The following is a 26578-nucleotide window of genomic DNA, read 5'->3' as shown; positions in this document are numbered from 1 at the left end:
CGACCCGGGCGCGGCGGCTACGCCTGTTCGCGCCAGCCGTTCGTGATGGGCAGGCGGCGGTCCTTGCCGAAGCCCTTGGCGGAGATCTTCGTGCCCGGCGGGTACTGGCGGCGCTTGTACTCCGCCGTGTCCACCATCCGCAGTGTCCTCGCGACCAGCTCCGGCTCGAAGCCCGCCGCGACGATCTCCTCCAGCCCCTTGTCGCGGTCCACGTACAGGGCCAGGATCGCGTCCAGCACCGGATAGTCCGGCAGCGAGTCCGTGTCCACCTGGCCGGGGCGCAGCTCGGCGCTCGGCGGCTTCGCGATCGAGTTCTCCGGGATCGGCGGGACCTCGCCGCGCTCGGCCGCGGCCCGGTTGCGGTACCGGGCGAGCCGGAAGACGTCCGACTTGTACACGTCCTTGATCGGGCCGTACGCGCCCACCGAGTCGCCGTACAGGGTGGAGTAGCCGACGGCCAGCTCCGACTTGTTGCCCGGGGCCAGCACGAGGTGGCCCTCCTGGTTGGACACCGCCATCAGCATCGTGCCGCGCAGCCGCGACTGGAGGTTCTCCTCGGCGAGCCCGGTGAGGCCCAGCGACCCCATGTACGCGTCGAACATCGGCTCGATCGGCACGGTACGGAAGTTCAGCCCGGTCCGCTCGGCAAGCTCGGCCGCGTCGCCCCGGGAGTGCTCCGAGGAGTACTTCGACGGCATCGCGATGCCGTAGACGTTCTGCGCGCCGACGGCGTCGCAGGCGACCGCGGCGACCAGGGCGGAGTCGATGCCGCCCGAGAGCCCGATCAGGACCGAGCGGAAGCCGTTCTTCGTGACGTACGCGCGCAGGCCCACGACCAGCGCGTCGTAGACCTCCTCGTCGTCGTCGAGGCGCTCGGCGTACCCGCCGGGGACGACCGGCTCGTAGGGCTCGACCGGCTCCTCGGACAGGATCACCCGGTCGATGCGCAGCCCGTCGTCGACGACGCCCTCGGGCACGGCGGACCGCGCCGCGGGCAGGTCGAGGTCCACGAGCACGCAGCCCTCGGAGAACTGCGGGGCGCGGGCGATGACCTCGCCGCCGCCGTCGACGACGATCGAGTCCCCGTCGAAGACCAGGTCGTCCTGGCCGCCGATCATCGCCACGTAGGCGAGGGTGCAGCCGGCCTCCTTCGCGCGCTTGCGGACCAGCTCCAGGCGCAGGTCGTCCTTGTTGCGCTCGTAGGGGGAGGCGTTGATCGAGATCAGCAGCCCGGCCCCGGCGGACCGGGTGGCCGGGACGCGGCCGCCCTCCTGCCACAGGTCCTCGCAGATCGCCAGGGCCACATCGACGCCGTGGACCCGGACGACCGGCTGGGTGTCGCCCGGCACGAAGTACCGGAACTCGTCGAACACGCCGTAGTTGGGGAGGTGGTGCTTGGCGAACCGGAGCACGACCTCGCCGCGGTGCAGCACGGCGGCCGCGTTCTGCGGGGAGCCGGCCGGGCGGCCGAGCCGGGGGGCCGAGGTGTCGCTGCGGTCGAGGTAGCCGACGACGACCGGCAGCTCGCCGAGCCCCTCGTCCGCCAGCCGCCGGGCGAGTTCGCGCAGGCCGGAGCGGGAGGCCTCGACGAAGGACTCGCGCAGCGCGAGGTCCTCGACGGGGTAGCCGGTCAGCACCATCTCCGGGAACGCCACCAGGTGGGCGCCCTGCTCGGCGGAGTGCCGGGTCCAGTGGACGACCGAGTCGGCGTTGGCCGCGATGTTGCCGACGTGCGAATCGATCTGATTCAGAGCGAGGCGTAGTTGAGGCACGGGACCCAGTCTAATCGTCTTTCTGACGCGATGTCCTGGGTCCCGGCCGTTCTCGCCGCTGCGGACCGCCGGTCAGGTGACGGGGCCGGCGTACTTCACGTCGTCCAGGAGGGTGCCCGCGGAGATGTCCGCGCTGATGCTCGCCGTGCCCTCGGGCACCTCGTACGCCACGACCCCGCTGGCGGACTGGCCGGGCAGGATCGAACCCCGGACCATCTTCGGGACGCCGCCGCCGGAGCCGTCGCTGTCGAAGACCAGCTCGGCGGTCATGCCCTTGTCGTCGCGGACGTTGGGCACGGCGTGGATCACCTCGTGCGGCTCGGCCGAGCCGTTGGTGATGGTCACCGTGATCTGGATCGCGTTCTTCACCTGCTCGCGGGCGAGGATCCCCTTCGGCTTGTACTTCTTGGGCGCCGAGAGGCTCACCTTGACGCCGTTGTCGTACGTGAAGGTCTCGCCGAACGGCAGCGCGCTGGTCAGGCCGGGCACCTGGGAGGGCGAGGGCGGGGTCATGGGCTTCGGGGAGGCGTCGGGGTAGGGGATCAGCTCGCGCTCCTGCCGGTCGGGGCTGCGCCCGGCCCGGTCGGTGGCCTCCTCCACGAGATAGGCGGAGAGGAAGACGCCGGCCACGGAGGCGCCGAGGCCGACCACGCCGAGGACGGTGCCGGTGACGGCCATCGCCTTGCGCGGGGCGCCCTTGGAGGCGCGGACCAGAGCGCCGATGCCGAGGCCCAGGGCGGTTGCGGCGAGGATGGCGCCGGCCCAGAAGAAGAAGGGGACGAGGGCGATCAGGACCCCGGCGATGCCGACGACGAGGGCGGCCACGGCCAGCCCGTTCGTCATCGGGAGGGCCTGCGGATACCCGGGGTACGGGCCCCCGCCGAAGCCGGTTCCGGGCGGGGCCCAGGGGTGGGCGGGACCGGGCCCGTGCGGGCCGCCGGGGCCGGGACCGCCGGCGCCCTGGGGGCCGTGCTGGTCGAACCCGCCGTGCCCGCCGGGGGCGGCGAACCCGCCTCCAACGGTGGGGCCCGTGGGATGCGCGGGGTGGGTGGGTGCGCCCGGGGCGGGCGGGGCGAACGGGTTGGGCTCGGGTGCCGCGCCGGGCTGCGGCTGCTCGGGCGGCGCGGTCTGCTCCGGCGCCGGGGGCTGCACGGGCGTGGCGGGCCGCTCCGCCGCAGGCGGCACGGGCGCCGGGGGCTGCGCGGCGGACCGGGGCCTGTCCGGCGGCTGGGGCTTCTCGAGGGACAGCGGCGGCTCGGGCGTCCGGGGCCGCGGGAGCGGGTCCGGGCCGGGGGCCGCCTCGGGTATGGGGGCGCCGGCCGGATCCTTCGGGGGGCCGGTGGGAGGGCTGGGCGGGTTCGGCGGAGTGCTCATACCGGCGGAGGCGTCCTTTTTTCGCGGCTGTCCTGATCACCGCAAGGGTGCCACGCCGCCGCCCGGCCCCCGCCGGGTTTTTCCGCGTACCAGAGCTGGTAGCCGATCACCGTCGTCATCCCCGGAGTCCGAGCGGTAGACGTTGTGACAGTGGGGCATCCACAGCCCCGGATCGTCCGCGTCGAAGTCGGCCGTCAGCCGCCCGCCCGGCAGCAGGACCGCGGTGTCCTTGCGGGCCCCGCCCGCCTCGCCCGCCGGCGCGAAGGTGTGCCCGTGCAGGTGCACCGGATGCCACATCGCGTCGCGTCGCGCCTCGACGATGAGCGGGGCGTACAGCGGCGGCACAGGCGCCGAGTGCGGCGCGACGGGTGGGAAGGGAGCGCATCGGAGCACCTCGCGTAGCCGGGTCGCCGCGCCCCCGAGCGGCGCGGCGTCTCGCCGGGAACTGCACGTCAGGCCCGGACGTTACCGGGGGCGGGTATCCGATCTGGGGACCGACGCCACGTTTGCATAGGATTAGTCACACTATGTCCACTCATGGCCTCTCTCCGCGCTCCCCCAAGACCGCGCTGCCCGTTGCCGCGCTCATAGGTCTGGGCGCCGCCGCCTACACCGCGTGGGTGCTCGAAGTCGTCCTCTCCACGGGTCTCAATCCCATCGAAACGTACGTGAGCGAGTTGGCCGCCCAGGACCAGCCGCTCGGCGGCCTGTTCCGGGCCACCGACTTCACCGCCGGGATGCTCGTCTTCCTCGGCGGACTGCTGGCGCTGCTGCGGCTGGCGCGGCACGCGGAGTCCCGCCGCCCCTGGACGGTGGCCGGCTGGGCCGGCGTCACCCTGTTCGGCGCGGCCACCGCCGCCGACGCCTGGCTGCCGCTCAGCTGCGCGCCCACCGCGGATCCCGAGTGCGCCGCACGGGAGACCGCCGGGCTGGTCCCCGCCACCCACCAGGCCCATGCCGTCAGCAGCAGCCTGGCCATGACCGGCGCCCTCGTCGGGATCGTGGCCCTCACCATCGCCGCACGCCGCTACGGCTGCTTCGCCCCGCTCGCCCGCTACGGGCCCGTGCTCGTGGTACTCGAACTGCTCGCCACCGCATGGACCCTGACCGCCATCGCGATGTTCACCGCCGGGCGCGGAACCTGGGCCCTGGGCGCCGGGCAGCGCCTGCAGGTGCTGCTCGTGGCACTCTGGCTGGGCCTGCTCGCGTACTCCGTCCACCGGGAGCGCCGTACATGAACACGGGATACGAGATCTCGGAGTCCGTCGACCCGTCGTCCGGAGACGGGCTTGCGCGGCACGGCACAGGCACAGGCAAAGGCACCGGCGCCCGCGGCCGGTTCGTGCGCGTGGACGGGGTCGACGGGGTACCGCTGCACGTCGTGGCCGAAGGCCGGGGGCCGGTGACCGTGCTCAGCGCCGGGCTCGCCATGGCCTGGTTCGACTGGGACGAGGTCGCCGCACTGCTCGTGGCCCGCGGCCGCACCGTCGTCCGCTTCGACCGCCCCGGGCACGGCCTCAGCGGTCCCGCGGCCGCACCGGCGACCGCGGCCGGGGAGGCCCGCCGGATCGCCGGGCTGCTGGACGCGCTGGGCCTGGCCGGCCCCGTCACCGTCGTCGGGCACTCGATCGCCGGCTTCCACGCCGAGGCCTTCGCCCGCCTGCACCCCGAGCGCACCGCGGCCCTGGTGCTGGTCGACTCCAGCGTGGAGGAGGCCCCGCGCACGCTGCCGCCCGCTGCCCTGCGCACCGCCGCCGCCCGCGTGCTCGGCCGGGCGGTGACCGCCGTCGGGGTGCCCGCCGCGCTGGGTCCGGCGGCCCGGCGGGCGACCGTACGGGCCTCCCGCACCGGCGGCGGCGATCCGGCCGCGCGGGACCTCGTACGCCGCTGCTACCGCACCGGTCGCGTGTGGCGCGGGGCCCTGCTGGAGAACGCGGGCTACCCGGACGCGGCCGCCGAGGTCCTGGCGCTGCGCGGGACGCACCCGCTGACCGCGCCGGCCACCGTACTGGCGGGCCACGACGGCTCCGGGGGCCGCGGTGCCCTGCGCTGGCTGGCCCGGCAGGCGGACCTGGCCGACCGACTCGGGGCCCGCTTCGAGGTCGCGGAGCCCGCCGGGCACCTGGTCATGCTGGACCGCCCGGACCAGGTGGCCCGGGCGGTCCTGTACGCCGCGCCGGATCAGGACCGGGCGTAGACCTTCTCCGCCCAGCCGGCGATCTGGTCCTCCGTGAGGTGCTGGGCCAGATCGGCCTCGCTGATCATGCCGACCAGCTTCTTGTCCCGGATCACCGGCAGCCGCTTGATCTGGTGGCTCTCCATCTCCTCGAGCACTTCGGAGACGTCCGCGTCGGCGTCGATCCAGCGCGGCGTGCCCTGGGCCATGTCTCCCGCCGTCACCTGCGCCGGGTCGTGGCCCTTGGCCACGCAGCCGATCACGATGTCGCGGTCGGTCAGGATGCCGCAGAGCCGCTCCGACTCGTCGCTGATGGGCAGCGCGCCCACGTTGAGGCGGGCCATCAGCTGCGCGGCCCGGTCCAGGGTCTCGGTGGCGGGGATCCACTGGGCCCCGGCGTGCATGATCTCTCCGGCGGTGGTCATCGCATCAACCTCCTGAGCGCCGTCGTGCGGCGGGGCGCGGACACGCCCGCCGCGGCGTCCCCCGGCCGGTACGGGGGAAGGGGGAGTGCAGAGTGCAACGGGGGAGTGCACGCCCGTACGGCTGGGAGGCGCCCTCCCACCACCGTACGGGCGTGCCCCGTCACCCGCGCGGCGCAGCCCCGCGCTGTCGGAGCATGTCCGCCATCAGGGTCAGCTCCGAGCGCTGGGCGTCGACCATGCCCTGCGCCAGCTCCCGCTCGACCGGCGTCCCGCACTGCCGCGCGCAGCCCTCGGCCATCGCGACGCCGCCCTCGTGGTGGTCGGTCATCAGCTGGAGGTAGAGCACCTCGGCGTCCCGGCCGGAGGCCGCGTCCAGCCGGGCGAGCTCCTCCTTCGTGGCCATGCCGGGCATCAGCGCGCCGGGCTTGGCGGCCTGGCCGGCGCCGTGGCCGGTGTCGCCGCCGTGGCCGGAGTGCCCGCCTTCCGAGCCCGAGGTGCCCATCCAGGACATGGGCGGCTCGCCCGCCACCACCTTCGGCAGCCCCCACAGGTCCAGCCAGCCGAGCAGCATGCCCCGCTGGTTGGCCTGGGTGTTGGCGATGTCGTAGGCGAGGGTGCGCACCGCCTCGTCCTGGGTGCGGTCCCGCACGATGAACGACATCTCCACCGCCTGCTGGTGGTGCACCGCCATGTCCCGCGCGAAGCCCGCGTCCGGCGAGTGCAACGCGGGCGTGCGGGCCGGCGTACCGCCGCCGCTGTCGCCGGTCGCGGCCGTGACGGTGGCCGCCGCCGCGAACAGCAGCGCCAGCAGCACGGCCGCGCCCGCGACCCAGTACGTACGGGGGGTGCGGCGGGCGGCGCCCGGGGTGTCGTCGCCGGACGGCCGGCTCACTGGCCGGCCACCCCGCTGGTGCAGGCCGCGCCCGGCTCCGGGGTCTGCGGGCCCTGCACGTACTTGGTGAAGAACTGCGCCACCCGCGGGTCGTCCGCCTTCTCCACCGTCAGCTGCTTGCCCCACGCGCTGAGCATGATCGCGCCGGCCTGCTCCTTGACCGGGCTCATCAGCGTGTACGGCGTCTTGCCCACGGTCGCGGCGAGCTTGTCCACCTCGCCCTGGGCGGCCTTGTCGTTGTACGTCACCCACACCGCGCCGTGCTCCAGCGAGTGCACGGCGTTCACCTCGGGCACCGGGTTCTTGTAGACGTCGCCGTTGCAGTTCATCCAGCGGGGGTGGTGGTCCCCGCCGACCGGCGGGTTCATCTCGTACTTGACCGGGGTCTCGACGTGGTTGCGGCCGAGGTTCTTCGCGTCCCAGGTCTGCTCGCCGTCGACCGGCGTCTTGCGGGCCAGTTCGACGGCGTCCTTCTTGCGCTGCTCCTCCTGCTTCTGGCCGATCATCACCCAGGCGCCGAAGCCGACCAGGCCGACGACGATGACCGTGGAGGTCGTGATCGCGATGGCCTTGTTGCGCCGGTCGCGTGCCTGGTCGGCCCGGCGCATCTCGGCTATGCGCGCCTGGCGGGAGTGCTGGTCGGGGGTCTTTCCGGACTTGCTGGCCATGGTGCCCTGGTTCCTTCTCGAGAGGGGGGTGGACGGACGCGAAACCGGACCCGTCAGGTCCGCAGCACCTGGAGGGCATGCAGGTCGGGAGCGCGGGCGAGCGCGAGGGGAGCCCGGATCCGCCCCGGCCCGCCGGCGGCGGCCACGGGCGGCGGCTCGCCGCCGGCCACGACTACGGCGGGCGGCGGCACGGGCAGCAGCCCCGGCGTCACGTGCGCGAGGGCCGAGCAGCCGGGCGGGTCGTACGGGGGCCCGCAGACGGCGTGGGCGGGCCCGTGCCCCTGAGCCCGTGCCCGGACATCGGCCGGGGCGGGGGATTCACCGGGCCGCGCGCAGAAGAGCAGCATCCCGACGACCACGCACGCGAGAGCGCCGGCGAGCACGCGGACGGCCGGCGGCAGGACGGCGCGCGGAAGGCCGGGGCGTGTGTGACGCCCCCCTCGCGTGTGCTGCCGGCCCCCCATGGGCGCAGATGGTAATGCTCATGACGGGTCCATGGTCAGTGCGGGGGTGCCGCGACCTGTGCCGGGTGCGTAATGTGGCGGAAACCACCGCTGGCGATACTGGGCGGGCCCGACTGTGCCCCCAGCCTCGCGGTGGTGGTGCACAGGCCGTCTGAACTGCGAGGATGAAGGCATGGACAAGCAGCAGGAATTCGTCCTCCGGACGCTTGAGGAGCGCGACATCCGCTTCGTGCGCCTGTGGTTCACCGACGTACTGGGCTTCCTCAAGTCCGTCGCGGTCGCCCCCGCCGAGCTGGAGCAGGCATTCGACGAGGGCATCGGCTTCGACGGCTCCGCGATCGAGGGCTTCGCGCGGGTCTACGAGTCCGACATGATCGCCAAGCCGGACCCGAGCACGTTCCAGATACTGCCGTGGCGCGCCGAGGCCCCCGGGACCGCCCGGATGTTCTGCGACATCCTGATGCCGGACGGCTCCCCGTCCTTCGCGGACCCGCGCTACGTCCTCAAGCGCATCCTGGCCAAGACCTCGGACCTGGGCTTCACCTTCTACACGCACCCCGAGATCGAGTTCTTCCTGCTGAAGGACAAGCCGCTGGACGGCACCCGTCCGGTCCCGGCCGACAACTCCGGCTACTTCGACCACACCCCGCAGAACGTGGGCATGGACTTCCGCCGCCAGGCGATCACCATGCTCGAATCGATGGGCATCTCGGTCGAGTTCAGCCACCACGAGGGCGCGCCGGGCCAGCAGGAGATCGACCTCCGCTACGCCGACGCCCTCTCCACGGCCGACAACATCATGACCTTCCGCCTCGTCATGAAGCAGGTCGCCCTGGAGCAGGGCGTCCAGGCCACCTTCATGCCCAAGCCCTTCTCGGAGTATCCGGGTTCGGGCATGCACACCCACCTCTCCCTCTTCGAGGGCGACCGCAACGCCTTCTACGAGTCGGGAGCCGAGTACCAGCTCTCCAAGGTCGGCCGCTCCTTCATCGCGGGCCTGCTGCGGCACGCCGCCGAGACGGCCGCGGTGACCAACCAGTGGGTCAACTCCTACAAGCGCATCTGGGGCGGCTCCTCCCGCACGGCCGGCTCGGGCGGCGAGGCCCCGTCGTACATCTGCTGGGGCCACAACAACCGCTCGGCCCTGATCCGCGTCCCGATGTACAAGCCGGGCAAGACCGGCTCCGCCCGCGTCGAGGTCCGCTCGATCGACTCGGGCGCCAACCCCTACCTCACGTACGCCGTCCTGCTGGCCGCGGGCCTGAAGGGCATCGAGGAGGGCTACGAACTCCCGGCGGGCGCCGACGACGACGTCTGGGCCCTCTCCGACGCCGAACGCCGCGCGATGGGCATCGAACCCCTCCCGCAGAACCTCGGCGAGGCCATCTCCCTGATGGAACGCAGCGAACTGGTCGCGGAAACCCTCGGCGAACACGTCTTCGACTTCTTCCTGCGCAACAAGAAGCAGGAGTGGGAGGAGTACCGCAGCGAGGTCACGGCCTTCGAACTCCGCAAGAACCTCCCGGTGCTGTAACCGCAGTTCAGCGCCGGTACTCCGGCATCACGGACCCCCGGGCCGACGGCACTCAGCCGCCGGCCCGGAGTCGTGTTACCCCTCCTGGGCCGTCTGTGGGCCGTCAGCCGCCGGACCGGCGGCCCGGTAGATCTCATCGCTCTCGCCCGCATCCGCCTGGACCCGAGCGAGCTCCTCGCCTGGCGCACGGCCGCCCCCGCGGAACTCGCGACCTGGTCAAACCCTCACTCCGCCGCAGCATCAAGGCCGCTCTCACCGCCCGCACCACGCACACGGGCCCCCTGGAACTCCACGCGGGCCGCCCCGTCGACGGGTGAGGCCCGCCGTCACGCCGTTCCGCCGGGCGTATCGCGCCGCTCCCCAGCGGTCGAAGGCCGCGCGCGCTTCGCGCAGCATCCCCTCGTCAGTGGAGCCGGCGAGCGCGAGCGCGGCTTCGTAGGGCAGCCGCCTCCTCCAGCGCGCGGCCCACTCACCCGGCGTGCCCGCAGGCGGCCGCGGGCCCTGGGCCGACGCTTCCCCCGCTGCGGCACATCTGCCTCGAGTGCCAACGCCGGTGAGGTCGTGGGTCGTTCGCCGAGGCTGACGGGGCTTCGACTGCTTGGCGCATGCGCTGCGCCGGAACGGCGAAAGAATTCGATGTGTCCCTGTCAAAAACATTGAAAAGAGCATGTGACATGTGCCATTTTACAGCGCAGCCCGTCCGAGGACCCCCACTGCTCCCCGTCCCCAGGAGTGAATCTTGCGCGCCATGGCCGTCGCCACCGCCCTGTTCATAGCCGCCGTCGCAGCCTCTCCCGCCCAGGCCTCCCAGGCCTCAAAGGCCGAACCCAAGCCGGACCACGTCTTCGCGGACCCGGGCCAGCGCCCCGCCCACGGCAATGCCAAAGGCGCTCCCGGCTCGACCGGGACCACCGGCGGCAAGCTGGAATCGCGCATCCTGCCGATCGTCCACAACTGCAGCCCCACGCTGCGGATCCGCGCCCAGGAGATGACCGCCGATCAACTGACGGCGACCTGCACGAGCCTGGCCAACCAGGACGCCTATTTCCACGGAGTGGTCAACGACGCGGGGCCGGTCGCGAACGACTACAACACCACCCTGGAGGTCGATGTCTTCAACTCGAGCGCCGACTACAAGGCCTACGCGGGGAGGATCTACGGCATCGACACCAACAACGGCGGGATGTACCTGGAGGGAGACCCCTCCCGGACGGGCAACCAGCCGCGGTTCATATGTTACGAGCGCACGGATGTGAGCCCCGGCTGGCAGATCTGGAACCTCAACCACGAGTACACGCACTACCTCGACGGCCGCTTCGACCTGTACGGCGACTTCAGCGCCAGCCAGACCACCCCCACCGTGTGGTGGGGTGAGGGCATCGCGGAGTACATCTCGTATTCCTACCGCGGCACCACCTACGCCAGCGCGGTGGCCGAGGCCGGTAAGCACACGTACTCCCTGCGCACGCTGTTCGACACCACCTACGCCAACAGCGACGTCAACCGCACCTACAACTGGGGCTATCTGGCCGCCCGTTACATGATCGAGAGGCACCCGGCCGATGTCGCCACCGTGCTCGGCCACTACCGCGCCGGAAACTGGACCGCCGCACGTTCCTTCCTCACCTCGCTGGACTACGAGAGCGACTGGAACGTCTGGCTGACGGCCGTGGCGGCGGGCGCCTGACCCGAACCCCCGTCTAGGAGCACCTGACAGGTCGAGCTGAGAGAGGTCGGCCTGTACGCAGGGCGCCCGCCGTGCCTCACCTCCACAAGCCGGTGGAGGGTCCGGCTGGCGGGCTGAGGCGGATATGACTCTCCGCAACAAGAAGCAGGAGTGGGAGGAGTACCGCAGGGAGGTCACCGCCTTCGAACTCCGCAAGAACCTCCCCGTCCTGTAACCCCAGGTCAGCGGTGATACCCCAGTCACACGGCACCGCGGGCCGGCGGCACTCAGCCGCCGGCCCGGACCCGTTTCACCCCTCCTGGGCCTTCTGTGGGCCGTCAGCCGCCGGACCGGCGGCCCGGTAGACCTGATCCACAGCCCGAAGGGTGCGTTCGTGGCTGCTCGGCATCAGGTGCGTGTAGACCCGGAGGGTGAATCCGGGGTCGCCGTGCCCGAGGTACGTGCTCAGCGCCTTGATGTTCTCCCCGGAGTCCAGCAGGACGGACGCGTAGAAGTGCCGCAGCGCGTGCATCCCGTGCTCGCGCGCGGCCTGGTGGCGCTCGCCCGGCCGCGGCTCCGGGATGACGCCGGCCTGCACGAGGGCGAACTTCCACACGCGGGTGTTGAAGTCGGTGCGCCGCACCGCGCCCCCGCCCGGGAGGGAGAACAGCAGCCGCTTGGTGACGAGCGGTCCGCCCGGCTTCAGCCATGGCAGCGTCACGTCCACCGGCGGGAACTCCTCACGATGCTCCCGCAGCAGCTGGCCAATGCGGCGGGGGAGCGGCACATCCCGTTCCTTTTCCCGCTTGGGCGGACCGAAGACGAGGTGTCCGTTCGCCACCTTTACCTGATTGGCGACCCGGAGCCATTCACCGCGGAAGTCCTCGGGGTCGTCCGGCAGGCCGAAGATCTCCCCCTGCCGGAGCCCCAGCCCTCCGCCGGCGTCGGCCATCGCCCGGTACCGCTTCGGGAGCGCTGCCCGGACGGCGAAGAGCCGCTCGGGCGTCCACGGCCTGACCCGCGGAGCGACCGGAGCGGGCGCCCGGACCGTACGGGCCTTGCATGGGTTCTTCGCCAGCAACTCGTCGTCCACCGCGGCGGCGAGTACGGCAGACACGCTCGCGAAGATGACGCGCCGGTATGAGGAGACCGGCAGGGCCTGCTCCAGCTCGCTGAGCCAGTCACGGATGTGCTCCGGCCGGAACGAGTCGAGTGGCCGCGTGCCGAGGTACGGGAACGCGTGCTTGCGGATCTGCACCTCGACGGACGACCGCGTAGTCACGTCCGTCGTCAGCGACGCGAGCCACTTCTCCCCGTACTCCCGGAACGTTATCCGGCCAGCGGCGGGGTCGATGTACTGCCCCCGGGACATGTCCGCCTCGATGTGCGCCAGCCACTTCTCGGCGAGCCGCTTCTGCCTGTCTGGGAAGCTCTTGGACTTCTCCGTGCCGTCCGGTCCGATGAACCGGGCGCGGTAGCGCATGCCGCTGCCGTAGCGGTCGGTCTTGATCCGACGGGGCTTGCCGTCGGGTCCCTGCTCAGTCTTGAACCACCGGTCTTGGATGTGGCCTGCCACGTATGGGCCTTTCTGGGCAAGCGCCGAGGGCGGGCCCGGGTGGGCCCGCCCTCGGCGGTGGTGTGTTCGGTTAGGCGGCTTGGCTGATGTCCTTGCGCTTCTGCTCGGCGATCCAGTCGTAGAGATCGGCGGGGTCATAGCGGGTGTGCTTGCCGACGCGGAATCCGGGCGGGCCGGTCCGCTTCTTGCGCCACTGGTAGAGGGTCTCCACCGGGACGTCGAGGATCTCGGCGACGTCTTCGGGACTGAGGTAGCGGTCGGGGAGTCCGCCGCGCAGGATGGCGCGGGGGTCGCTCTGGGCGGGCATTGCTCCTCCGGCGGGTGTGTGTCCGAGGTCCGGATTTCTGCGTCATCGCGTCGTCTGGGTCATCAGCTGTTCTGACCTGCGGCTTTCGATGACGTGGTAGCTGGGCTGTGTGTCACCGGCCCGTGTCACCGTCACCCGAGTGACACGGGCCGGTGACGTGGGTGACGCGTGACGACGCAGCCGTTGGCAGTCTGCGTCACTCGTGTAGCCCCAGGTCACGGGATGTTTCGCGCGCTGTGGTGACGCGGGTGACGCAGCGTCTCTTCTCTTAGGAAAGAGAGCAGGGGTGGTTTCTGTTGTGACGAGGTGCGTCTTCGAGCGTGAATAGGGGGCCGCTGCGCGGCGCGTCACTTGCAGCGGCGGCAAGCCGCCGGAACAGCAAGAGGAGCACGCCCCCGGGGGCGGCGGGTGCTCTTCTTGCTTGAACGCGGGTGGTGTGGTGGCGCGGGTCAGAACGCGGCCTGTTGCTGGCCGGGCGGTGGGGCGGCCGGGCGGGTCATCTCGATGTAGCGGGCGGTACTGGTGCGGCCCCAGTCGACGAGGACGCCGCGGGCGGCGAGGGTGGGCTGGAGCCGCTTGAGGCGGTCGGAGAGGACCTTGCCCGTGGTGGGCCAGCCCTTGGGCAGGGGCCGGAAGTCCTCGCCGGTGTAGAGCTGGGTGAGCGCGTGCAGCAACTCGGTCGAGGTCATCCGGACCTCCTCGCCGGGGTCGAGGCCGGCGGCGTGCTTGAGGACGGTCTGTGCCAGGAGGTCGCCCTCAATGACGTCGTCGTTGAGGTCGTCGAGGCTGGCCCGGTAGGCGCCCAGCGCGCCGAGGCCGGTGGCGGTGTCGAGCTGGGCGCAGAGGTGGGCGAAGTCCGCCATCCGCAGGTCGGTGGGAATCTCGGCCTCGGTCGCCCGCACCTTGACGGCCAGGTCCAGCAGCGAGCCGAGGATGACGGGCAGCACCTGCGCGTACTCCGCCCACAGCTCCGCCTCGGTCCGTCGTACCCGCGGCCGTTCCAGCCGCAGTGGCAGCAGGCGCTCGGCGAGGTCGGGGCGGATGACGCCGACGTCGATGCCGGTCAGCAGGAGCGGGCGGCGGTAGCGGGAGCGCACCACGTCCCCGTCGGTGAACAGCGCGCGCTTGATGCTCTCGGCGCCGGTGACAATGCAGCACATCAGGTCGGACAGGTCTGGCGGTAGGTGCGAGAGGTTGTCCAGCGCGGTGACCCATCCGGCCGCCACTGCGATGATCAGGTTCTCCTCGTCCTTCGGGGCGCGGCGCAGGTCGCCGGTCATGCCCTCGATGATCCGCACGAGCATCCGTCCGCCAGTGGACTTGCCGGCGCCCTGCGGGCCGGTGAGGAACGGGGCGGGGACAGGTACGGATGGCTCCAGGCATCCGATCAGCCACGCGACGGCAAGGCACTCGCTCTCGGCGTTGGCGAAGTTGCACAGCCTCAGCAGGGCGTCGATGCCCTTGCCGTCGGTGTCCTTCTCGGGGAGGGGCAGCTCGCCGGTGAGCTGGGTGCGCCGCCAGCAGACCTCTCGCGGGTCGGGAGTGAGGACGTCCTAGCCGGTGGGGTGGATCCGGATCGACTTACCATCGTCGCGGCCCAGGTCGAGCCAGGTCGCGCCGTCGAATCCAGGGGCGACGCGGATGTGGGTGGCCTGCACGTCCTCACTGAGCGCGAGTGCTTCGATCAAGTCCAGTGCCTCCTTGAGTGCGGTGCCGTTGAAGGAGCCTTTGCCGTCGTTGTAGAGGCCGACCATGAGTTCCTGCCGGTGGCTGCCGGTCGTTCCCTGCGAGCGGATCGGGCGGGCGACGGGGTGGCCCTTCTTCTGCGCGTAGACGGTGCCTTCCGTGGTGCGGAAGTACCGGAAGTGGGCCTGCGCGTATTCCGTGATGACCTGCCGCGCCGGAGACTTGTCCTCGTCGGTCACGGTCACATCCCCAACTGGGTGAGGGCGTTGGTCCACGCGTCCTCGCAGTGCCGCAGGGACTCACCCTTGGCCTGCGCGGCGGTGAACAACCGGCCGATGTGCGCTTCGGTGAGGCAGCCGCAACGGCCGTGCGCGGACAGCACCGCGAGGAACATCCGGTACACGGTTCGGTGAATGCCGTCCGAAGCCTCCTCGATCCGCTGCTCCGCCATGGCGATGCCCCGTTCCAGGTAGGCGGGCGAGCGGTGAGGGCACTGCCCGCACCTGGCCGGCGCCGAAACGGTGGGGGCGCTCGCTACGGGCCGGGCCGCGGTGGCCTCCTTCACGGCGAGGGCACGCACGACGTCTGGGAGCGGCGCCATGGTGCCGGTGCCGGGCCCGAGCCACCTGGCGTAAGACATCAGCGACTTGATGTCGACGCCGGGGCGTACGGCGTTGGGGGAGGTCATGGTGCCGAGGTAGATCCAGTGCTCCCCGCGGGTGGTCGCCACGCTCCTGGTCGCCGGGAGGTTCTGGCGAGCCCAGGCAAGCGCGTTGGCGTTGTCGAGGTCGACGACGGTGACTCCGGCCCCACCGGGGTGGTAGGCGACGGCCGCGGCCTGCCGCCAGGCCAGAGCCCACGCGGGCGAGGTGAGAACGGTCGGCTCGGTGGTGGCGGCGGCCCAGGCGTGGCAGGGCGCCGGGCACGCGCAGGGGCCGGGAGTCTTCATGTTCGGCCGGCCGCCACAGGCGTTCTTCCGGCAGGCGCGGCAGTTGCCCATGGGGCCCTTGCCCTTTCGGAGCGGCAGCACGGGCAGGCCCCGTTCGGCGAGCGAGAGAGCTGTGGGCAGGTGCCCGGGCGCCGTGGGGCAGGCGTACAGGTTGAGAGGTAAGGGACGTCCCTGGGCCCGGTGTGCGATGGGCTTGAGGTGGGTCATGCTTGGTGTCTCCTGTCTGTCTTCGGACGGGGAGGGAGAACCGCGGCGGCGGGCGACCTTGGTGGGGAGTCCCGCCGCCGCGGGCGGAGTTACTGGTGTCGGATCCAGCAGGCGTATTCCTGGCGGGCGTAGCTGCGGGGGTCGCGGATGCTGTCCGGGTGGTCCGGGGTGTACGGGCCGTCGGCGTAGCCGCTGGGGCCGAGGCCGGCGGAGTCGTCGATGGTCATCAGGCGCCGGGCCGCTTCGACGGCGAGCGTGGCAGCGTCGCTCTGGGGGTCGTTGTCGGGGACGGCGATCCGGTCCAGGAGTGCGGCCTTGCGGAGCCAGAACTCGCGGACCTGGATGCCGTGCAGGCAGTCACGGGCGCCTCGGAAGGTCCACCCGATCTCGCTGATGATGCTCGGCGCGGTGGCGTAGGCGACCTCGGGCGCCGGCCAGCGGCTCGGCTGCTCCTGGGCGGTGAGGTAGAGGCGGACACGGTCACCGCCCCGGGTGGGGTGCTGGCGTACCGGGCCGGTCTTGAACGTCTCGGAAAGGGCCTTGGTTATGCCGTCGGCTTCGGGCGGCGTGCAGATGACGCGGATCTCGAACACGTCGGCTCCTCAGCTGTGGAAGTGGTTGCGCTTGAAGACGGCCCGGCGGACGTTGACGACCGTTCCGCGGTCGCGGCCGTGGTGGGCGCCGAGGACCTGGGTGGCGATGAAGCCGCCGAAGATGACCGCGGCGAGGATGACGAGTTGCTGGATGAGCGCAGCAACGGCGGTTCGCGCCGGTAGCGGGGACGCAGCAGCTGTGCGGCGATGGGCTGACCCCCGGGACGGAGGCCCTCGGCGCGGAGCTGGCGGCGGGTGGCCAGGCCCTCGGGGGCGTAGCGCCAGGGGTGCGTCGGTATCCCGTACGTCGCGCCGGTCGGGTCGAAGCACTGGGTGAGAGTGACCGCGCCCATCAGGCCGCGCCCTTCACGGTCGTGTCGGTACGGGCGCCACGGTGGCCAGTGCGGCGCCCGGCCACCGTGGCGAACAGGCGGCCCAGGCCTGCTCGCTTGACGCCGGCGCGGGCCTGCTTTGCCGCGTACATGGCTTCGTCTGCTCGGCCGAGCAGTTGGGAGAGGTCCTCGCCGGGGAAGTCTGCGGCCCGCACCCAGCCGAGCGAGACCGTCGTTCGGAGCTCCGGGTGGGCAGGGTCTGCGGGGCGGGCGAGCACGGCGTGGAGTGCGGCGAAGAGGTCCTCGGCCGTGCCGTGCGGGTCGAGAACGACGGCGGCGAACTCGTCTCCCCCGAGGCGGCCGGCGACTCCGCCGGCGCCGACGTAGTGGGCGAGGCGGTCCGCGCATGCCTTCAGCAGCGTGTCTCCGGCGGCGTGGCCGTACCGGTCGTTGATCTGCTTGAAGTCGTCCACGTCGGCGATGAGGACGAGCGCACGCTCCTTGCGGAGCAGATCGGCGGCTCGTCGGGTGAAGCCGTCGCGGGTGTGCAGGCCGGTGAGCGGGTCGCGGCGGGCGGTGTGCAGGCGCCGCCGGAGCCACAGCACGTGGGCAGACCAGCCGGCCGCGAGGGGTAAGGCCGCGCCGAAGGCGGTCGTCAGGGTGTTCATGCGGCGACCTCCTTGGGCGCCTCGGCCGCAGCCTCGTCGGTGTCGGCTTCGATCGGGTTGAGGGGCCGGGTCAGGGCCCGGTCGGCAAGAAGCTGGTCCCGCAGGGTGCGGGAGCTGGCGGCCGAGCAGTGCAGGTGCGTGCGGATGGCCTCGGCGTTGATGGCGCTGTCAGGCCACGCCACCGTGGCCTCGCGGGCCTCGGCGAGGAGCTCCTCGGCCGTCCGCTGAGTCTTCTTGGCCTTGGAGCGGGCGGGCCGCTTCCGCGGCGCCTTCAGTTCCTGGCGCGGTTCTTCCTGTTCGGGTGTCTGCTCGGGCAGCTCTTCGGCAGCCTCGGGCGCGAGTTCGCCGAGCCGCAGGAGGACCCGTTCGCGGCGCGGGGTCTTCGACCGCCACCGCCACCCGTACTCCTCGCGCAGGTCGGCACGGGCGAGCTGGCGCTCCTTCTCCCGCTCCAGTGCATCGACGTACGAGGTGATCTCCCACAGAGTCATCCGCCGCCACAGGGAGAAGGTCGAGGGGAAGGCGAGCAGCCACCGCGAGGCGCGGATCTTGTCCATCCGGCGGCCGGTGGCAGCCCCGATGCGAACGGCGTAGATGTGGGCGCCGATCTCGGAGAAGACCACCCACAGCAGCGGCATCGTGCCGTGTGCGACCTTGGCCCACAGCCCTTGCCCGGCAGCGATGTTCAGCCCGCACGTGACCAGGGTGAGCACCCAGGGAACGAACCGGACCCAGACCAGGGCCATGTCCATCCTGATCAGCAGCAGGTTGGCCACGGTGAACACCGGGATCGCCATGTCGATCCCGACCGGCAGCATCCACGATTCACCGAATCCCCAGCGGCCGGCGGCGGCCGAGACCGCATCGAACGAGGAGATCAAACCGAGCGCCCCGACACCAGCGGCCGCGAGGGCGCCGACGCCGGCGAGACCCATTTCCGGGCGGGTGAGCGGTGGCACAGATGGGCGCCCGAGGCTCACGGCCACGTACGGCTCCGCGGTCAGCCGCCCCCTTGAAGGCGACGGCACGGCGGTGGCTGGCCGGGCGGCGCGGGCCGACGGGGATGACGTTGAAAAGCTCCGGCGCGTAGGCCTCGATCACCTCGGCGGCGACTCGGCTGACGTCATCCGGCAGGTTGGGGTTCTCGGCGAGGATGTCGCGGGCCGCGGCCTGCCGGGCCACGAGCTCCTCCTCGCTCTCGCCCTTCACCCCGAGCCACAGCTCAACCGGGGTGCCCAGGGCCAGTTCCACGAAGTCGTTGGCACTGACGGCCTCCTGGCCGCCGATGTACGTACGCATGAATGCACTCCTGAATCGGAGGGTCAGGGAGAGCCGCGGCGGCGGGCGACCTTGGTGGGGAGTCCCACCGCCGGGCAGAGATACGTGCTGGTGGAGCCCCAGCTCCCCACACCTCGCCCGTGCGAGACGGACGAGGGAGGCAACCGGCCGTGGCCAGCAGGGCCGCGGAAGGGCTGGGTGGCGCTGTACCTCACGCGGAGACTCCGCGTGGCCGCCTACTTGGTCGAGGAGAGGCGGCATGATCCCCATTCAGTTATCAAAGAGCTGGTGCTTCCTTAGAGCCCTCTCAGGCCTTCCGGGCACACGTCCCTGCAGGTCAGGGCAGTCGAAGCCACCTCTGATCCGCATGAGATACATGCTTGAACATGTATCTCACGATGAAGCGCTCGATTGCGGCTGTCAAGTCCCTCGCTGCTTTCGAGCCCTCCTGGGGCGTGACATCAGAGTGGCCCAGAGCTCCGGGACGAAGTCACCACGTCCCTGGACGTCCCTGGGAGCTGGGATGGCAAACGAGCGGTTACGGTCGGCGATGCTCACGCACGGCGTCACCGTCGAAGTCATGGCCGAGCACGTCGGCGTGGATCCGAAGACTGTGGAACGGTGGATCACTCAAGGCCGGGCACCGTACCGCCGTCATCGCCTCGCGATAGCCGCCTACCTGCGCGAGGACGAGACCTACCTCTGGCCGAACGGTCTCCCTGAAGGGCAGCGCCAGGACGCCGCCGACGCCGAAGTCCTCAAGGTGTACCCACACCGCTCCTACGTCCCGCCCGAGCTGTGGCTCCAGCTATTCGGCCGAGCCGAGCGGGAAATCGGGGTGCTGGTCCATGCCGGCGTGTTCCTTGCCGAGAACCCGCGCTGGCCGCAACTGCTCCGCCAGAAGGCGGCGGCCGGGGTACGAGCCCGCATCCTCCTGGGGGATCCGGACAGCCCGGAGGTCCAGCGGCGCGGGCAGGAAGAAGAGATCGGCGAAGGCGTGGCCTACAAGGTGCGGGAGGTGATGAAGCTATACCGCCCGCTCTACGGGGTAGCAGGCATTGAGTTCCGCATGCACCGATCCACGCTGCACAACTCCCTGTACCGCGCGGACGATGAATGGTTGGTGAACACCCAGGTCTACGGTGTGAGCGCACCCCTGACCCCGGTCCTCCACCTTCGTCGGGTCGCGGGCGCCGAGCTGGCCGCGACATATCAGCAAAGCTTCGAGAAGGTCTGGGACGAAGCAGCTCCCATCGAAAGGACCTCATGAGCCGCCGTACCGACTACTTCAACGACCCGGACGCCCCCAAGGCCAACAGCATCGTGCCCGCGGTGACGGCATTCGTCGTGAACGACACCGGCGAGGTTCTCCTCGAACGACGCTCCGACAACGGCCGTTGGGGCATGCCGGGCGGAGTTCAGGAGGTTGGGGAGAACATCGCGGGAACGGTCGTGCGTGAAGTCCTGGAAGAGACCGGCATCCACGTTGAAGTGGTCGGACTGGTCGGCATCTTCACGGACCCCGGGCACGTCATCGCCTTCGCTGACGGGGAGGTCCGACAGGAGTTCTCCCTCTGCTTCCGAGCCAGGCCAGTCGGCGGCGAGATCAAAGTCAGCTCGGAGTCATTCGCCGTGCGGTGGGTGCCCCGGTCAGAGCTGGATGACCTGGACATTTCCCCGACCACGCGCCGGCGCCTGGATGAAGGCTTCCGCGACGTGCCGATCCCCGTAATCAGCTAGGGTCCGTCTTCAAATGATCGTTCGATGGTGGATCATTTTTCCGTGATACGTCGTCATGAACTGACTGATGCTGAATGGGAGTTGCTGGCCCCGCTGATACCGAGTGCCGGCAGGGGCCGGCCTCGGGCGGAGGACCGCCGGGTCATCAACGGGATGGTCTACAAGATCCGGACCGGGGTTTCCTGGCGTGACCTGCCGGAACGTTATGGCCCGTGGAAAACGGTCTACACCCGATTCCGCTGCTACGCCATCGACGGCGTGTTCACCCGGGCCCTGCAGCAGATCCAGGCCCAGGCGGACGCCGCCGGTGACATCGACTGGCTGGTGCAGATCGACTCCACCATCGTCCGCGCCCACCAGCACGCAGCCGCCACCGGCCGAAAAAGGGGAAGCACAGGACGGACGAACCGGACGATCACGCCCTCGGCCGATCCCGAGGAGGCCTGACCACCAAAATCCATCTCGCCTGCGACGGCCGAGGCCGCCCCCTGGCCATCCTGCTGAGCCCGGGCCAACGACACGACGGCATCTGCGCACGCCCGCTCCTCGAACGCATCCGAGTACCCCGCACCGGCCTCGGCGGGCCCCGCTGCCGACCGGAACACGTGATCGCCGACAAGGCCTACAGCTCGCGCGGCTTCCGCGCCTACCTGCGCAAACGCGGTATCGGACACACGATCCCGGAGAAGAGCGACCAGAAACGACACCGCCGAAACCGGGGCCGCCGAGGTGGCCGACCGGCAGGCTTCGACAGCGAGATCTACCGCCGCCGCAACACCGTCGAACGCTGCTTCAACCAGCTCAAGGGCTTCCGAGGCATCGCCACCCGCTACGAGAAGACCGCCACCTCATACGAAGCAGCGGTCACACTCGCGTCGCTCATGCTCTGGGCAAGATCAATTTGAAGACGGACCCTAAGTCGAGCCGCCAGGGCCTCGGCCTGCCGCTCCCGGACCCGGTCCACTCGCTCCAACAGTTCCGGCCGTGCTGCGGACACGGCCCGGAAGACGACGTGGTCCGGCCCGTACCGCTCCAGCACCTCGGCGAGCCGACGGGCCGGGTCGACCAGATCGCCGACAGGACTGCTGGTCAAGTCGCAGTAGGTGATGGCGTCGACCAGCTCGGACTCTGCCGGCCCGAACTCGGCGAGCGCATCGGCCAATCCGAGCTCGGAGGCCTCCCAGGGCGAGGAGGTGTGGAAAGCAACGATGCTGCACAACCGCGGGTCGGCCCCCACCACGTCCCGCAGGTACCGGGCGCCGTCAATCATGTGCTGACCGGTGTCCACCGCCTGCTCGGCATACCCGACGTCGTGGGCGATGGCTGCGGCCGCCAACAGCTCGGCGTCGGAGCCGAGCGCAGGCGCCAGGGTCAGGGCCTGCGTGTAGACCCGCTGCGAGTGTGCCCACCGCCGCGGCAGGTCTTTCGCGAGCAGGGACTCGGCGAGATCGTGGGCCCACTTGGCCAACTGCATGTCCAGCGCCTCCGAGAGAGTCAGAACCAGGAGTTCTAGCTTCGGTGTTCAGGAGGGGGAACGAACGAACCGCCCCACACCGTGCCGAGCCTCAACATGCCCAGCGGTTTCCAGCTCGCGCACCGCTCGGCGCACGGTCCCACGGGCGACCGCGTACGTCACGGCGAGCGCGGCCTCGCTCGGCAGCCGGGTGCCGGCAGGAAGCTCCCCACGCTGAATCTGCCCAAGCAGGTCATTCATGATCCGCTCGTACGGTGCGGACTCGGCGCCCCCGGCCACCGCCCGCCCCACACCGGCCACGGACTTGACGTCCCCTGCGTCTTCGAGGGCCCGCAGCGCGCGCCGCACGGTCGTACGTGCCACACCGAACTCCCGCCCGATCTCAGCCTCGGACGGCAACCCGTCGGCGTAGTCACCAGCAGCGATCCGCTCACGCAGTACCTGAGAGATAACCTGATACGTGCCACGCGGGCTTGGGCTCGACACGCACTCCTCCTTCAGCCGGGATCGCTCCAGCTTCGCACGCCCGGTACCACGCAAGGCGTGTCCCAGCTGTCCGACTGTCCCAGCTGGGCACATAGGTCCGGGGGTTCCGTGCCCCCACCCTGGTCGCGTGCTAGCCGGCGACGACGGGCGCCGCAGCTGCGGTTGTGGTCGACTTCCCAACGAGTGCGAACTTCCAAAGTCGCTCTATGAGTTACCGAGATTGTGCTATGAGTTCCGCATGCGAGATTTTTCGGTGCTGTCCGACGTCGAGTTCGAAGAGCTGGTTGGTGACCTCCTTGGGGTAGAAAACAACACGCTGGTCGAACGCTTTGCTGCGGGCGCCGACGGCGGCGTCGACCTTAGGTGGCACGTTTCAGGCGGAGTGCACATAGCTCAATGTAAGCACTACCGTAAATCCTCATTCTCGCAGCTCCTCGACTCGGCGCGCAAAGAGGTCCAAAAGGTCGAGAGGCTGAAGCCGGATCGCTATTATTTCATCACCACGTTCGATCTCTCGATCTCGCAAAAGGATCGAATCTACGATCTATTTAAATCGTGGATGCGAGCCTCAGGTGATGTATTGGGTGGAAGGGATGTAGATGCTCTGATCACCAAAAATGGTGCAGTGGAGCAGCGGCATCCCAAGTTGTGGGTCTCGACAGGCATGCAGCTATTCTGGGCCTTGCATTCCGATATCGCCAATCGCACTAACGCTTTGCGTAGCAGGATCGAGCGATCCCTGCCGAGGTATGTGGTTAGCCCGGGATATCAGAATGCGCGGGACATTCTGGCCGAGCATAATGTGTGCCTCATTTCAGGCCCGCCGGGGATTGGAAAGACGACTCTGGCTCAGATGCTGATGGCAGAGCACATTTCGATGCGCTACGAGCCGGTTGAAGTTTCCGGGGATATCGGCGAGGCGTGGGCGGCGTTGCGTCAGGATAGTCCCCAAATTTTTCTCTACGACGACTTTCTGGGTCAGATTACGTTCGCCGAGAAGTTGCCGAAAAATGAAGATAAGAGACTATCTGACATCGTGGAGCGATTCTCTACGGGGAACCCGTCGAAGAAGCTGATCCTTACGACTCGCGAGTATATTTTGCGGGATGCGAAGCTCAGTTACGAGCGGCTCAACGATCTCGACTCGAAGTATCATTTCTTGCTTGAGCTTAAGGCTTACGACAAAGCGGACCGGGCTCAAATTCTATACAATCACCTCTGGCATTCCGAGTTGAGTCCTAACTGCTTGCGCGAGATAGCGCAAGGTGGATACAAGAGGATTATTACGCATCCGGCATATAATCCGCGCCTGGTGGAATATTGCACCGGATCGGCATTTGACCTCGAGTCGCCGGGATATCCGGAAAGGTTCAAGGCCACCCTCGATCACCCGGAGAGGATCTGGAAGATCGCGTTTGAGAGGCACATCGATGTCGAGCAGCAGCTGCTTGTCATGGTGCTATGCAGTCTTCCGCGCGCTGTTCGTTTGGAACCTCTTCGTGAGGCCCACTTCGCGCTGTGTGAGGCACTAGGAATCGTATCGACTGAAAGTAGCTTCCGGGGAGCTCTTGATGTACTAGAAGGTACCTTCATTGCAATCTACCAGGATCGTGAAAGGGACACTCTGATTTCACATCTGAATCCCTCAGTCACTGAGTTTGCTTTGGGGCGGATTAGTGCAGATCGGCGTACGGTTTCTGCCCTCCTGGAATCAGCGATCTACTTTGAACAACTGAGTGAATTGTTCTTGTATGGTCGCGGGAACTCCTTGTTTCGCCCCGGGAGCGCTCCTCTCATGGCGGCTCTTTCGCTGAAGGGGCCTGAGTGTCTCAAAGCTGCCTTGAGGCTCATTGACTCGCCATCCCCTAAACAGGTTGAGGTGTTGGCAAGTGAAGCTTCGGCGGGGATATTTATCGATCCGGCCGACAAGTTGGAGGGGCGGGTTCTTTTCCTGCTTGAGATTTATTCTGAATGGGGGGCGGACAGCACTGAAATCGGTGCCGTAGTCGACCTCTTGACGGCGCGTTGGCGGACGCGTATCGGGGATAAGGGGGCTGCCCTGAGGTTGCTCAGATCCCTTGACGTGCACTCGCTCGATGAACTTTCGAACCGAGCTCATGAAGTGCTGCACGAATGGCTTGAGTCAACCCTCATTGATGCGGATGACTGGTCCTACTATGCGGAGCATCTAACTGGTTATCACGACATTCAGCTTGAGGATATGGGTGAACTGGCCGAGCACTTTGAGCGGTTCATGGATAGGCGGCTCCTTGAACCGGACTCTCCGGGCTACCTCAGCGACCTGAAGTCTCTGGCAGATGATTTCGGGCTGGACGAATTGTCTGATCGGATCGAAGAGGCGATGCGAGACGAGTATGAACCTGACGATGATTACGAGCCGGATGGGTCGCGTCATCTGGGTGATGATCGAGGATCAGACGAGTACATAGCTGAGCTTTTCGGGCGCTTCGACGATTAACGGTCCGACGGTGTCCACCTTGGGACGCGCACTGAGTTGGGGCCGCCTGTGGGCCGTCGGAGGGCGGCTGGGGAAGGCCCATGCCGACCAACGACGGCCGACATTGCAGGGCTCTGAGCTGCGGAGGGAGCGGTACGACGAGGCGGCAGAGGTGCCGCCTCAGTTCCTGCGCAACAAGAAGCAGGAGTGGGAGGAGTACCGCAGCGAGGTCACGGCCTTCGAGCTGCGCAAGAACCTGCCGGTGCTGTAACGGCATCCGAGCGGCCCTGACGGCAGCGCACGGCACCCCGGGCCGGTGGTCATCGACCACCGGCCCGGCGCCGTCGGCGCCGTCGGTGCCGCGCTCGGGGCGGGGGCCGGCGGCTAGCGGGGGCTGGGGCGGCGGCGTAGGCCCGCTGCCAGCAGGAGGGACGCCGTGAGGAGGATGGCCGTGTCGATCGCCAGGACCGTGCGCACTCCGTCGAGGAGCGCGGTGTGGGTCGTGGCCAGGACGCCCAGGAGCGGGATGCCGATGGTCAGGCCCACCTGCTGGGTGGTGGTGACCAGGCCGGTCGCCAGGCCCTGTTCCGCGTCGGGCACGCCGCTCGTCACCACCAGCCCGTACGAGATGATCGCGGCCAGGTGGCACATGCTGGCCAGCGAGACGGCGACGGTCGCCAGCAGGGCGCCCGACTGCGCGCCCGCACCGAGCAGCGCCGCCGTGAGCACGCCCTGGCCGGCCAGGGCGGCGACCAGGGTGCGGCGGGCGCCGAAGCGGCCGATGACGCGCGGGGCGTACGCACCGGCCACCACCGAGGCCGCGCCCTGGATGCCGAACACGAGCCCGGTACGGAAGGACGACAGCCCCAGCGTCTCCTGGAGGTAGAGCGTCAGCACGAAGACGACCGTGGACATCATCGAGAACGTGACGAGCCCGCCCACATTGCCCCAGGCGACCGTACGCCGCCTCAGCATCGGCAAGGAGACCAGCGGGGCCGGGGACTTCGACTCCACCACCGCGAACGCGGCGAGCAGGAGGAGCCCCACGGCCAGCGTGCCCCACACGTCGACACCGCCGAATCCGCGCTCGGCCGCCGACGACAGGGAGTAGATCAGCGCGAGCAGGCCCCCGGTGACCGTGACGGCGCCGGGCACGTCCAGCCGCGGCCGCTCGGGCGTACGCGACTCCGGCAGCAGCCCGGGGGCGAGGAGCAGCACGACCACCGAGGCGACCGCGAGCAGGCCCATGGTCGAGCGCCAGCCCAGGGTGTCGGTCATGACACCGCCGAGCAGCATGCCGACGGTGAAGCCGAGGGAGAGCAGGGTGCCGGAGATGCCGAGCGCCTTGTCGCGCAGCGGGCCCTCCGGGAAGGTCGTGGTCAGCAGGGACATCCCGGTCGGCACGATGACCGCCGCGCCGACGCCCTGCAGGGCCCGCCCGGTCAGGAAGGACGCCGGGTCCCAGGCGAGGGTGGCGAGCAGCGAGGCCGCACCGAAGACCGCGAGGCCGGCCAGGAACAGCTTCTTGCGGCCGAACAGGTCGGCGATCCGGCCGAAGAGGAGCAGGAAGCCGCCGGACGGCAGCGCGAACGCGGTGACCGCCCACTGCAGGCCGGACCGGCTCAGCCCCAGGTCCTCACCGAGCACCGGCAGTGCCACGTTGAGTACGGAGAAGTCGAGCGCCACCATGAACTGGGCGGCGCAGAGTACGAAGAGGACCAGCCGGGCCCGGCCGGAGAGCCGGGCGGGGGCCCTGTCGCGGTCGCGGCCGGCGGTGTCGGGCGTGTCGGCCGTCGTCTGTGTGTTGATCGCCATGGCCACCACCCTCGCCGCCCGGGAATGCCCGTGCAGAG

The 26578-nt window shown here is 69.7% G+C and carries 25 protein-coding genes and 4 pseudogenes; 11 read left to right on the top strand and 18 right to left on the bottom strand.

The window, feature by feature from the left end:
* Positions 1 to 17: 17 nt before the first annotated feature.
* The 3 genes from BGK67_RS11960 to BGK67_RS11950 form a co-directional block, all read right to left on the bottom strand.
* Complete coding sequence (locus BGK67_RS11960; RefSeq protein ID WP_069920073.1) at positions 18 to 1772, bottom strand: NAD+ synthase; 1755 nt, start codon at positions 1770 to 1772, stop codon at positions 18 to 20.
* Between the two features lie 72 nt (positions 1773 to 1844).
* Positions 1845 to 3146, bottom strand: a complete 1302-nt coding sequence (locus BGK67_RS38840; RefSeq protein WP_069920072.1) for a DUF4190 domain-containing protein — start codon at positions 3144 to 3146, stop codon at positions 1845 to 1847.
* Positions 3147 to 3182: 36 nt separating this feature from the next.
* On the bottom strand, positions 3183 to 3491 hold the full coding sequence (locus BGK67_RS11950; RefSeq protein ID WP_069920071.1) for a multicopper oxidase domain-containing protein: 309 nt from the start codon (positions 3489 to 3491) through the stop codon (positions 3183 to 3185).
* 182 nt (positions 3492 to 3673) lie between these two features.
* Between BGK67_RS11950 and BGK67_RS11945 the strand changes: the two genes are divergently transcribed.
* Entirely contained in the window at positions 3674 to 4384 is a 711-nt protein-coding gene (locus tag BGK67_RS11945; protein ID WP_069920070.1) for a DUF998 domain-containing protein, read from the top strand.
* Positions 4381 to 5343, top strand: a complete 963-nt coding sequence (locus tag BGK67_RS11940; RefSeq protein WP_079154136.1) for an alpha/beta fold hydrolase — start codon at positions 4381 to 4383, stop codon at positions 5341 to 5343. The genes BGK67_RS11945 and BGK67_RS11940 overlap by 4 nt, the downstream gene beginning before the upstream one ends.
* Here BGK67_RS11940 and BGK67_RS11935 read toward each other — a convergent pair.
* From BGK67_RS11935 to BGK67_RS37500, 4 genes are all read right to left on the bottom strand, one after another.
* Positions 5328 to 5747 carry a CBS domain-containing protein gene (locus tag BGK67_RS11935; RefSeq protein ID WP_069920069.1) on the bottom strand — a complete coding sequence of 140 codons (420 nt, stop codon included), beginning with the start codon at positions 5745 to 5747 and terminating at the stop codon, positions 5328 to 5330. The genes BGK67_RS11940 and BGK67_RS11935 overlap by 16 nt on opposite strands.
* A 160-nt stretch (positions 5748 to 5907) precedes the next feature.
* Positions 5908 to 6639 carry a DUF305 domain-containing protein gene (locus tag BGK67_RS11930; RefSeq protein ID WP_069920068.1) on the bottom strand — a complete coding sequence of 244 codons (732 nt, stop codon included), beginning with the start codon at positions 6637 to 6639 and terminating at the stop codon, positions 5908 to 5910.
* On the bottom strand, positions 6636 to 7307 hold the full coding sequence (locus BGK67_RS11925) for a DUF3105 domain-containing protein (RefSeq protein WP_069920067.1): 672 nt from the start codon (positions 7305 to 7307) through the stop codon (positions 6636 to 6638). The genes BGK67_RS11930 and BGK67_RS11925 overlap by 4 nt, the downstream gene beginning before the upstream one ends.
* Positions 7308 to 7360: 53 nt before the next feature.
* Positions 7361 to 7771 (bottom strand): hypothetical protein, encoded by a 411-nt coding sequence (locus tag BGK67_RS37500; RefSeq protein ID WP_069920066.1) that lies wholly within the window; start codon positions 7769 to 7771, stop codon positions 7361 to 7363.
* A gap of 172 nt (positions 7772 to 7943) precedes the next feature.
* On the opposite strand from BGK67_RS37500, the gene BGK67_RS11915 reads away from it, so the two are divergent.
* The 3 genes and pseudogenes from BGK67_RS11915 to BGK67_RS11905 form a co-directional block, all read left to right on the top strand.
* Positions 7944 to 9305 carry a glutamine synthetase family protein gene (locus BGK67_RS11915; RefSeq protein WP_069920065.1) on the top strand — a complete coding sequence of 454 codons (1362 nt, stop codon included), beginning with the start codon at positions 7944 to 7946 and terminating at the stop codon, positions 9303 to 9305.
* A 919-nt stretch (positions 9306 to 10224) separates the two neighbouring features.
* Positions 10225 to 10986 (top strand): annotated as a pseudogene (locus BGK67_RS11910) (collagenase); the annotation flags it as partial.
* A gap of 127 nt (positions 10987 to 11113) precedes the next feature.
* Positions 11114 to 11206 (top strand): annotated as a pseudogene (locus tag BGK67_RS11905) (glutamine synthetase); the annotation flags it as partial.
* 75 nt (positions 11207 to 11281) lie between these two features.
* Here the strand turns inward: BGK67_RS11905 and BGK67_RS11900 are convergent.
* From BGK67_RS11900 to BGK67_RS11880, 5 genes and pseudogenes are all read right to left on the bottom strand, one after another.
* Entirely contained in the window at positions 11282 to 12547 is a 1266-nt protein-coding gene (locus BGK67_RS11900; RefSeq protein ID WP_069920063.1) for a tyrosine-type recombinase/integrase, read from the bottom strand.
* A 70-nt stretch (positions 12548 to 12617) separates the two neighbouring features.
* Positions 12618 to 12854: a helix-turn-helix domain-containing protein gene (locus tag BGK67_RS11895; RefSeq protein ID WP_069920062.1), complete on the bottom strand. Its 237-nt coding sequence runs from the start codon at positions 12852 to 12854 to the stop codon at positions 12618 to 12620.
* 449 nt (positions 12855 to 13303) lie between these two features.
* A pseudogene (locus BGK67_RS11890) lies at positions 13304 to 14779 on the bottom strand (ATP-binding protein).
* 2 nt (positions 14780 to 14781) lie between these two features.
* Positions 14782 to 15570, bottom strand: coding sequence for a bifunctional DNA primase/polymerase (locus BGK67_RS11885; protein WP_244291194.1), 789 nt, complete (start codon positions 15568 to 15570; stop codon positions 14782 to 14784).
* A 215-nt stretch (positions 15571 to 15785) separates the two neighbouring features.
* Positions 15786 to 16289, bottom strand: a complete 504-nt coding sequence (locus BGK67_RS11880) for a hypothetical protein (RefSeq protein WP_069920061.1) — start codon at positions 16287 to 16289, stop codon at positions 15786 to 15788.
* Between the two features lie 21 nt (positions 16290 to 16310).
* On the opposite strand from BGK67_RS11880, the gene BGK67_RS38835 reads away from it, so the two are divergent.
* Positions 16311 to 16472, top strand: a complete 162-nt coding sequence (locus BGK67_RS38835) for a hypothetical protein (RefSeq protein ID WP_167739516.1) — start codon at positions 16311 to 16313, stop codon at positions 16470 to 16472.
* Here BGK67_RS38835 and BGK67_RS39990 read toward each other — a convergent pair.
* The 3 genes and pseudogenes from BGK67_RS39990 to BGK67_RS11870 form a co-directional block, all read right to left on the bottom strand.
* Positions 16457 to 16642: pseudogene (locus BGK67_RS39990) on the bottom strand (RRQRL motif-containing zinc-binding protein); the annotation flags it as partial. The gene BGK67_RS38835 and the pseudogene BGK67_RS39990 overlap by 16 nt on opposite strands.
* Positions 16642 to 17289 (bottom strand): GGDEF domain-containing protein, encoded by a 648-nt coding sequence (locus BGK67_RS11875; RefSeq protein WP_069920060.1) that lies wholly within the window; start codon positions 17287 to 17289, stop codon positions 16642 to 16644. The pseudogene BGK67_RS39990 and the gene BGK67_RS11875, both read right to left, overlap by 1 nt.
* Positions 17286 to 18224, bottom strand: coding sequence for a DUF2637 domain-containing protein (locus BGK67_RS11870; RefSeq protein ID WP_069920059.1), 939 nt, complete (start codon positions 18222 to 18224; stop codon positions 17286 to 17288). Before BGK67_RS11870 ends, BGK67_RS11875 begins: the two co-directional genes overlap by 4 nt.
* Positions 18225 to 19090: 866 nt before the next feature.
* Between BGK67_RS11870 and BGK67_RS11860 the strand changes: the two genes are divergently transcribed.
* From BGK67_RS11860 to BGK67_RS36160, 3 genes are all read left to right on the top strand, one after another.
* Positions 19091 to 19837 (top strand): XRE family transcriptional regulator, encoded by a 747-nt coding sequence (locus tag BGK67_RS11860; protein ID WP_069920057.1) that lies wholly within the window; start codon positions 19091 to 19093, stop codon positions 19835 to 19837.
* Positions 19834 to 20307, top strand: coding sequence for an NUDIX domain-containing protein (locus BGK67_RS11855; RefSeq protein ID WP_069920056.1), 474 nt, complete (start codon positions 19834 to 19836; stop codon positions 20305 to 20307). Before BGK67_RS11860 ends, BGK67_RS11855 begins: the two co-directional genes overlap by 4 nt.
* 45 nt (positions 20308 to 20352) lie before the next feature.
* Positions 20353 to 21212 (top strand): IS5 family transposase gene (locus tag BGK67_RS36160; RefSeq protein ID WP_432215512.1). Its coding sequence is split into 2 segments (ribosomal slippage): positions 20353 to 20703 and positions 20706 to 21212, totalling 858 coding nucleotides; the frame shifts between segments, so codons are not numbered across the junction.
* Here BGK67_RS36160 and BGK67_RS11845 read toward each other — a convergent pair.
* Entirely contained in the window at positions 21137 to 21781 is a 645-nt protein-coding gene (locus BGK67_RS11845; RefSeq protein WP_069920055.1) for an HD domain-containing protein, read from the bottom strand. The genes BGK67_RS36160 and BGK67_RS11845 overlap by 76 nt on opposite strands.
* Positions 21782 to 21829: 48 nt before the next feature.
* A complete protein-coding gene (locus tag BGK67_RS11840) occupies positions 21830 to 22267 on the bottom strand; it encodes a GntR family transcriptional regulator (protein WP_069920054.1) in 438 nt (145 codons plus the stop codon).
* Positions 22268 to 22505: 238 nt separating this feature from the next.
* Between BGK67_RS11840 and BGK67_RS38295 the strand changes: the two genes are divergently transcribed.
* Positions 22506 to 24746, top strand: coding sequence for an nSTAND3 domain-containing NTPase (locus BGK67_RS38295; RefSeq protein WP_141754020.1), 2241 nt, complete (start codon positions 22506 to 22508; stop codon positions 24744 to 24746).
* A gap of 10 nt (positions 24747 to 24756) precedes the next feature.
* Entirely contained in the window at positions 24757 to 24996 is a 240-nt protein-coding gene (locus BGK67_RS41185) for a glutamine synthetase (RefSeq protein WP_432215436.1), read from the top strand.
* 113 nt (positions 24997 to 25109) lie between these two features.
* Here the strand turns inward: BGK67_RS41185 and BGK67_RS11825 are convergent, their stop codons facing one another.
* Positions 25110 to 26540 carry an MFS transporter gene (locus tag BGK67_RS11825; protein WP_069920051.1) on the bottom strand — a complete coding sequence of 477 codons (1431 nt, stop codon included), beginning with the start codon at positions 26538 to 26540 and terminating at the stop codon, positions 25110 to 25112.
* Between the last annotated feature and the right edge of the window lie 38 nt (positions 26541 to 26578).

This window comes from Streptomyces subrutilus, from assembly GCF_001746425.1.
GTDB classification, from domain to species: Bacteria; Actinomycetota; Actinomycetes; order Streptomycetales; family Streptomycetaceae; genus Streptomyces; species Streptomyces subrutilus_A.
Note: the sequence above shows the minus strand (reverse complement) of the source record. Positions and strands in the feature narration are given on the sequence as shown.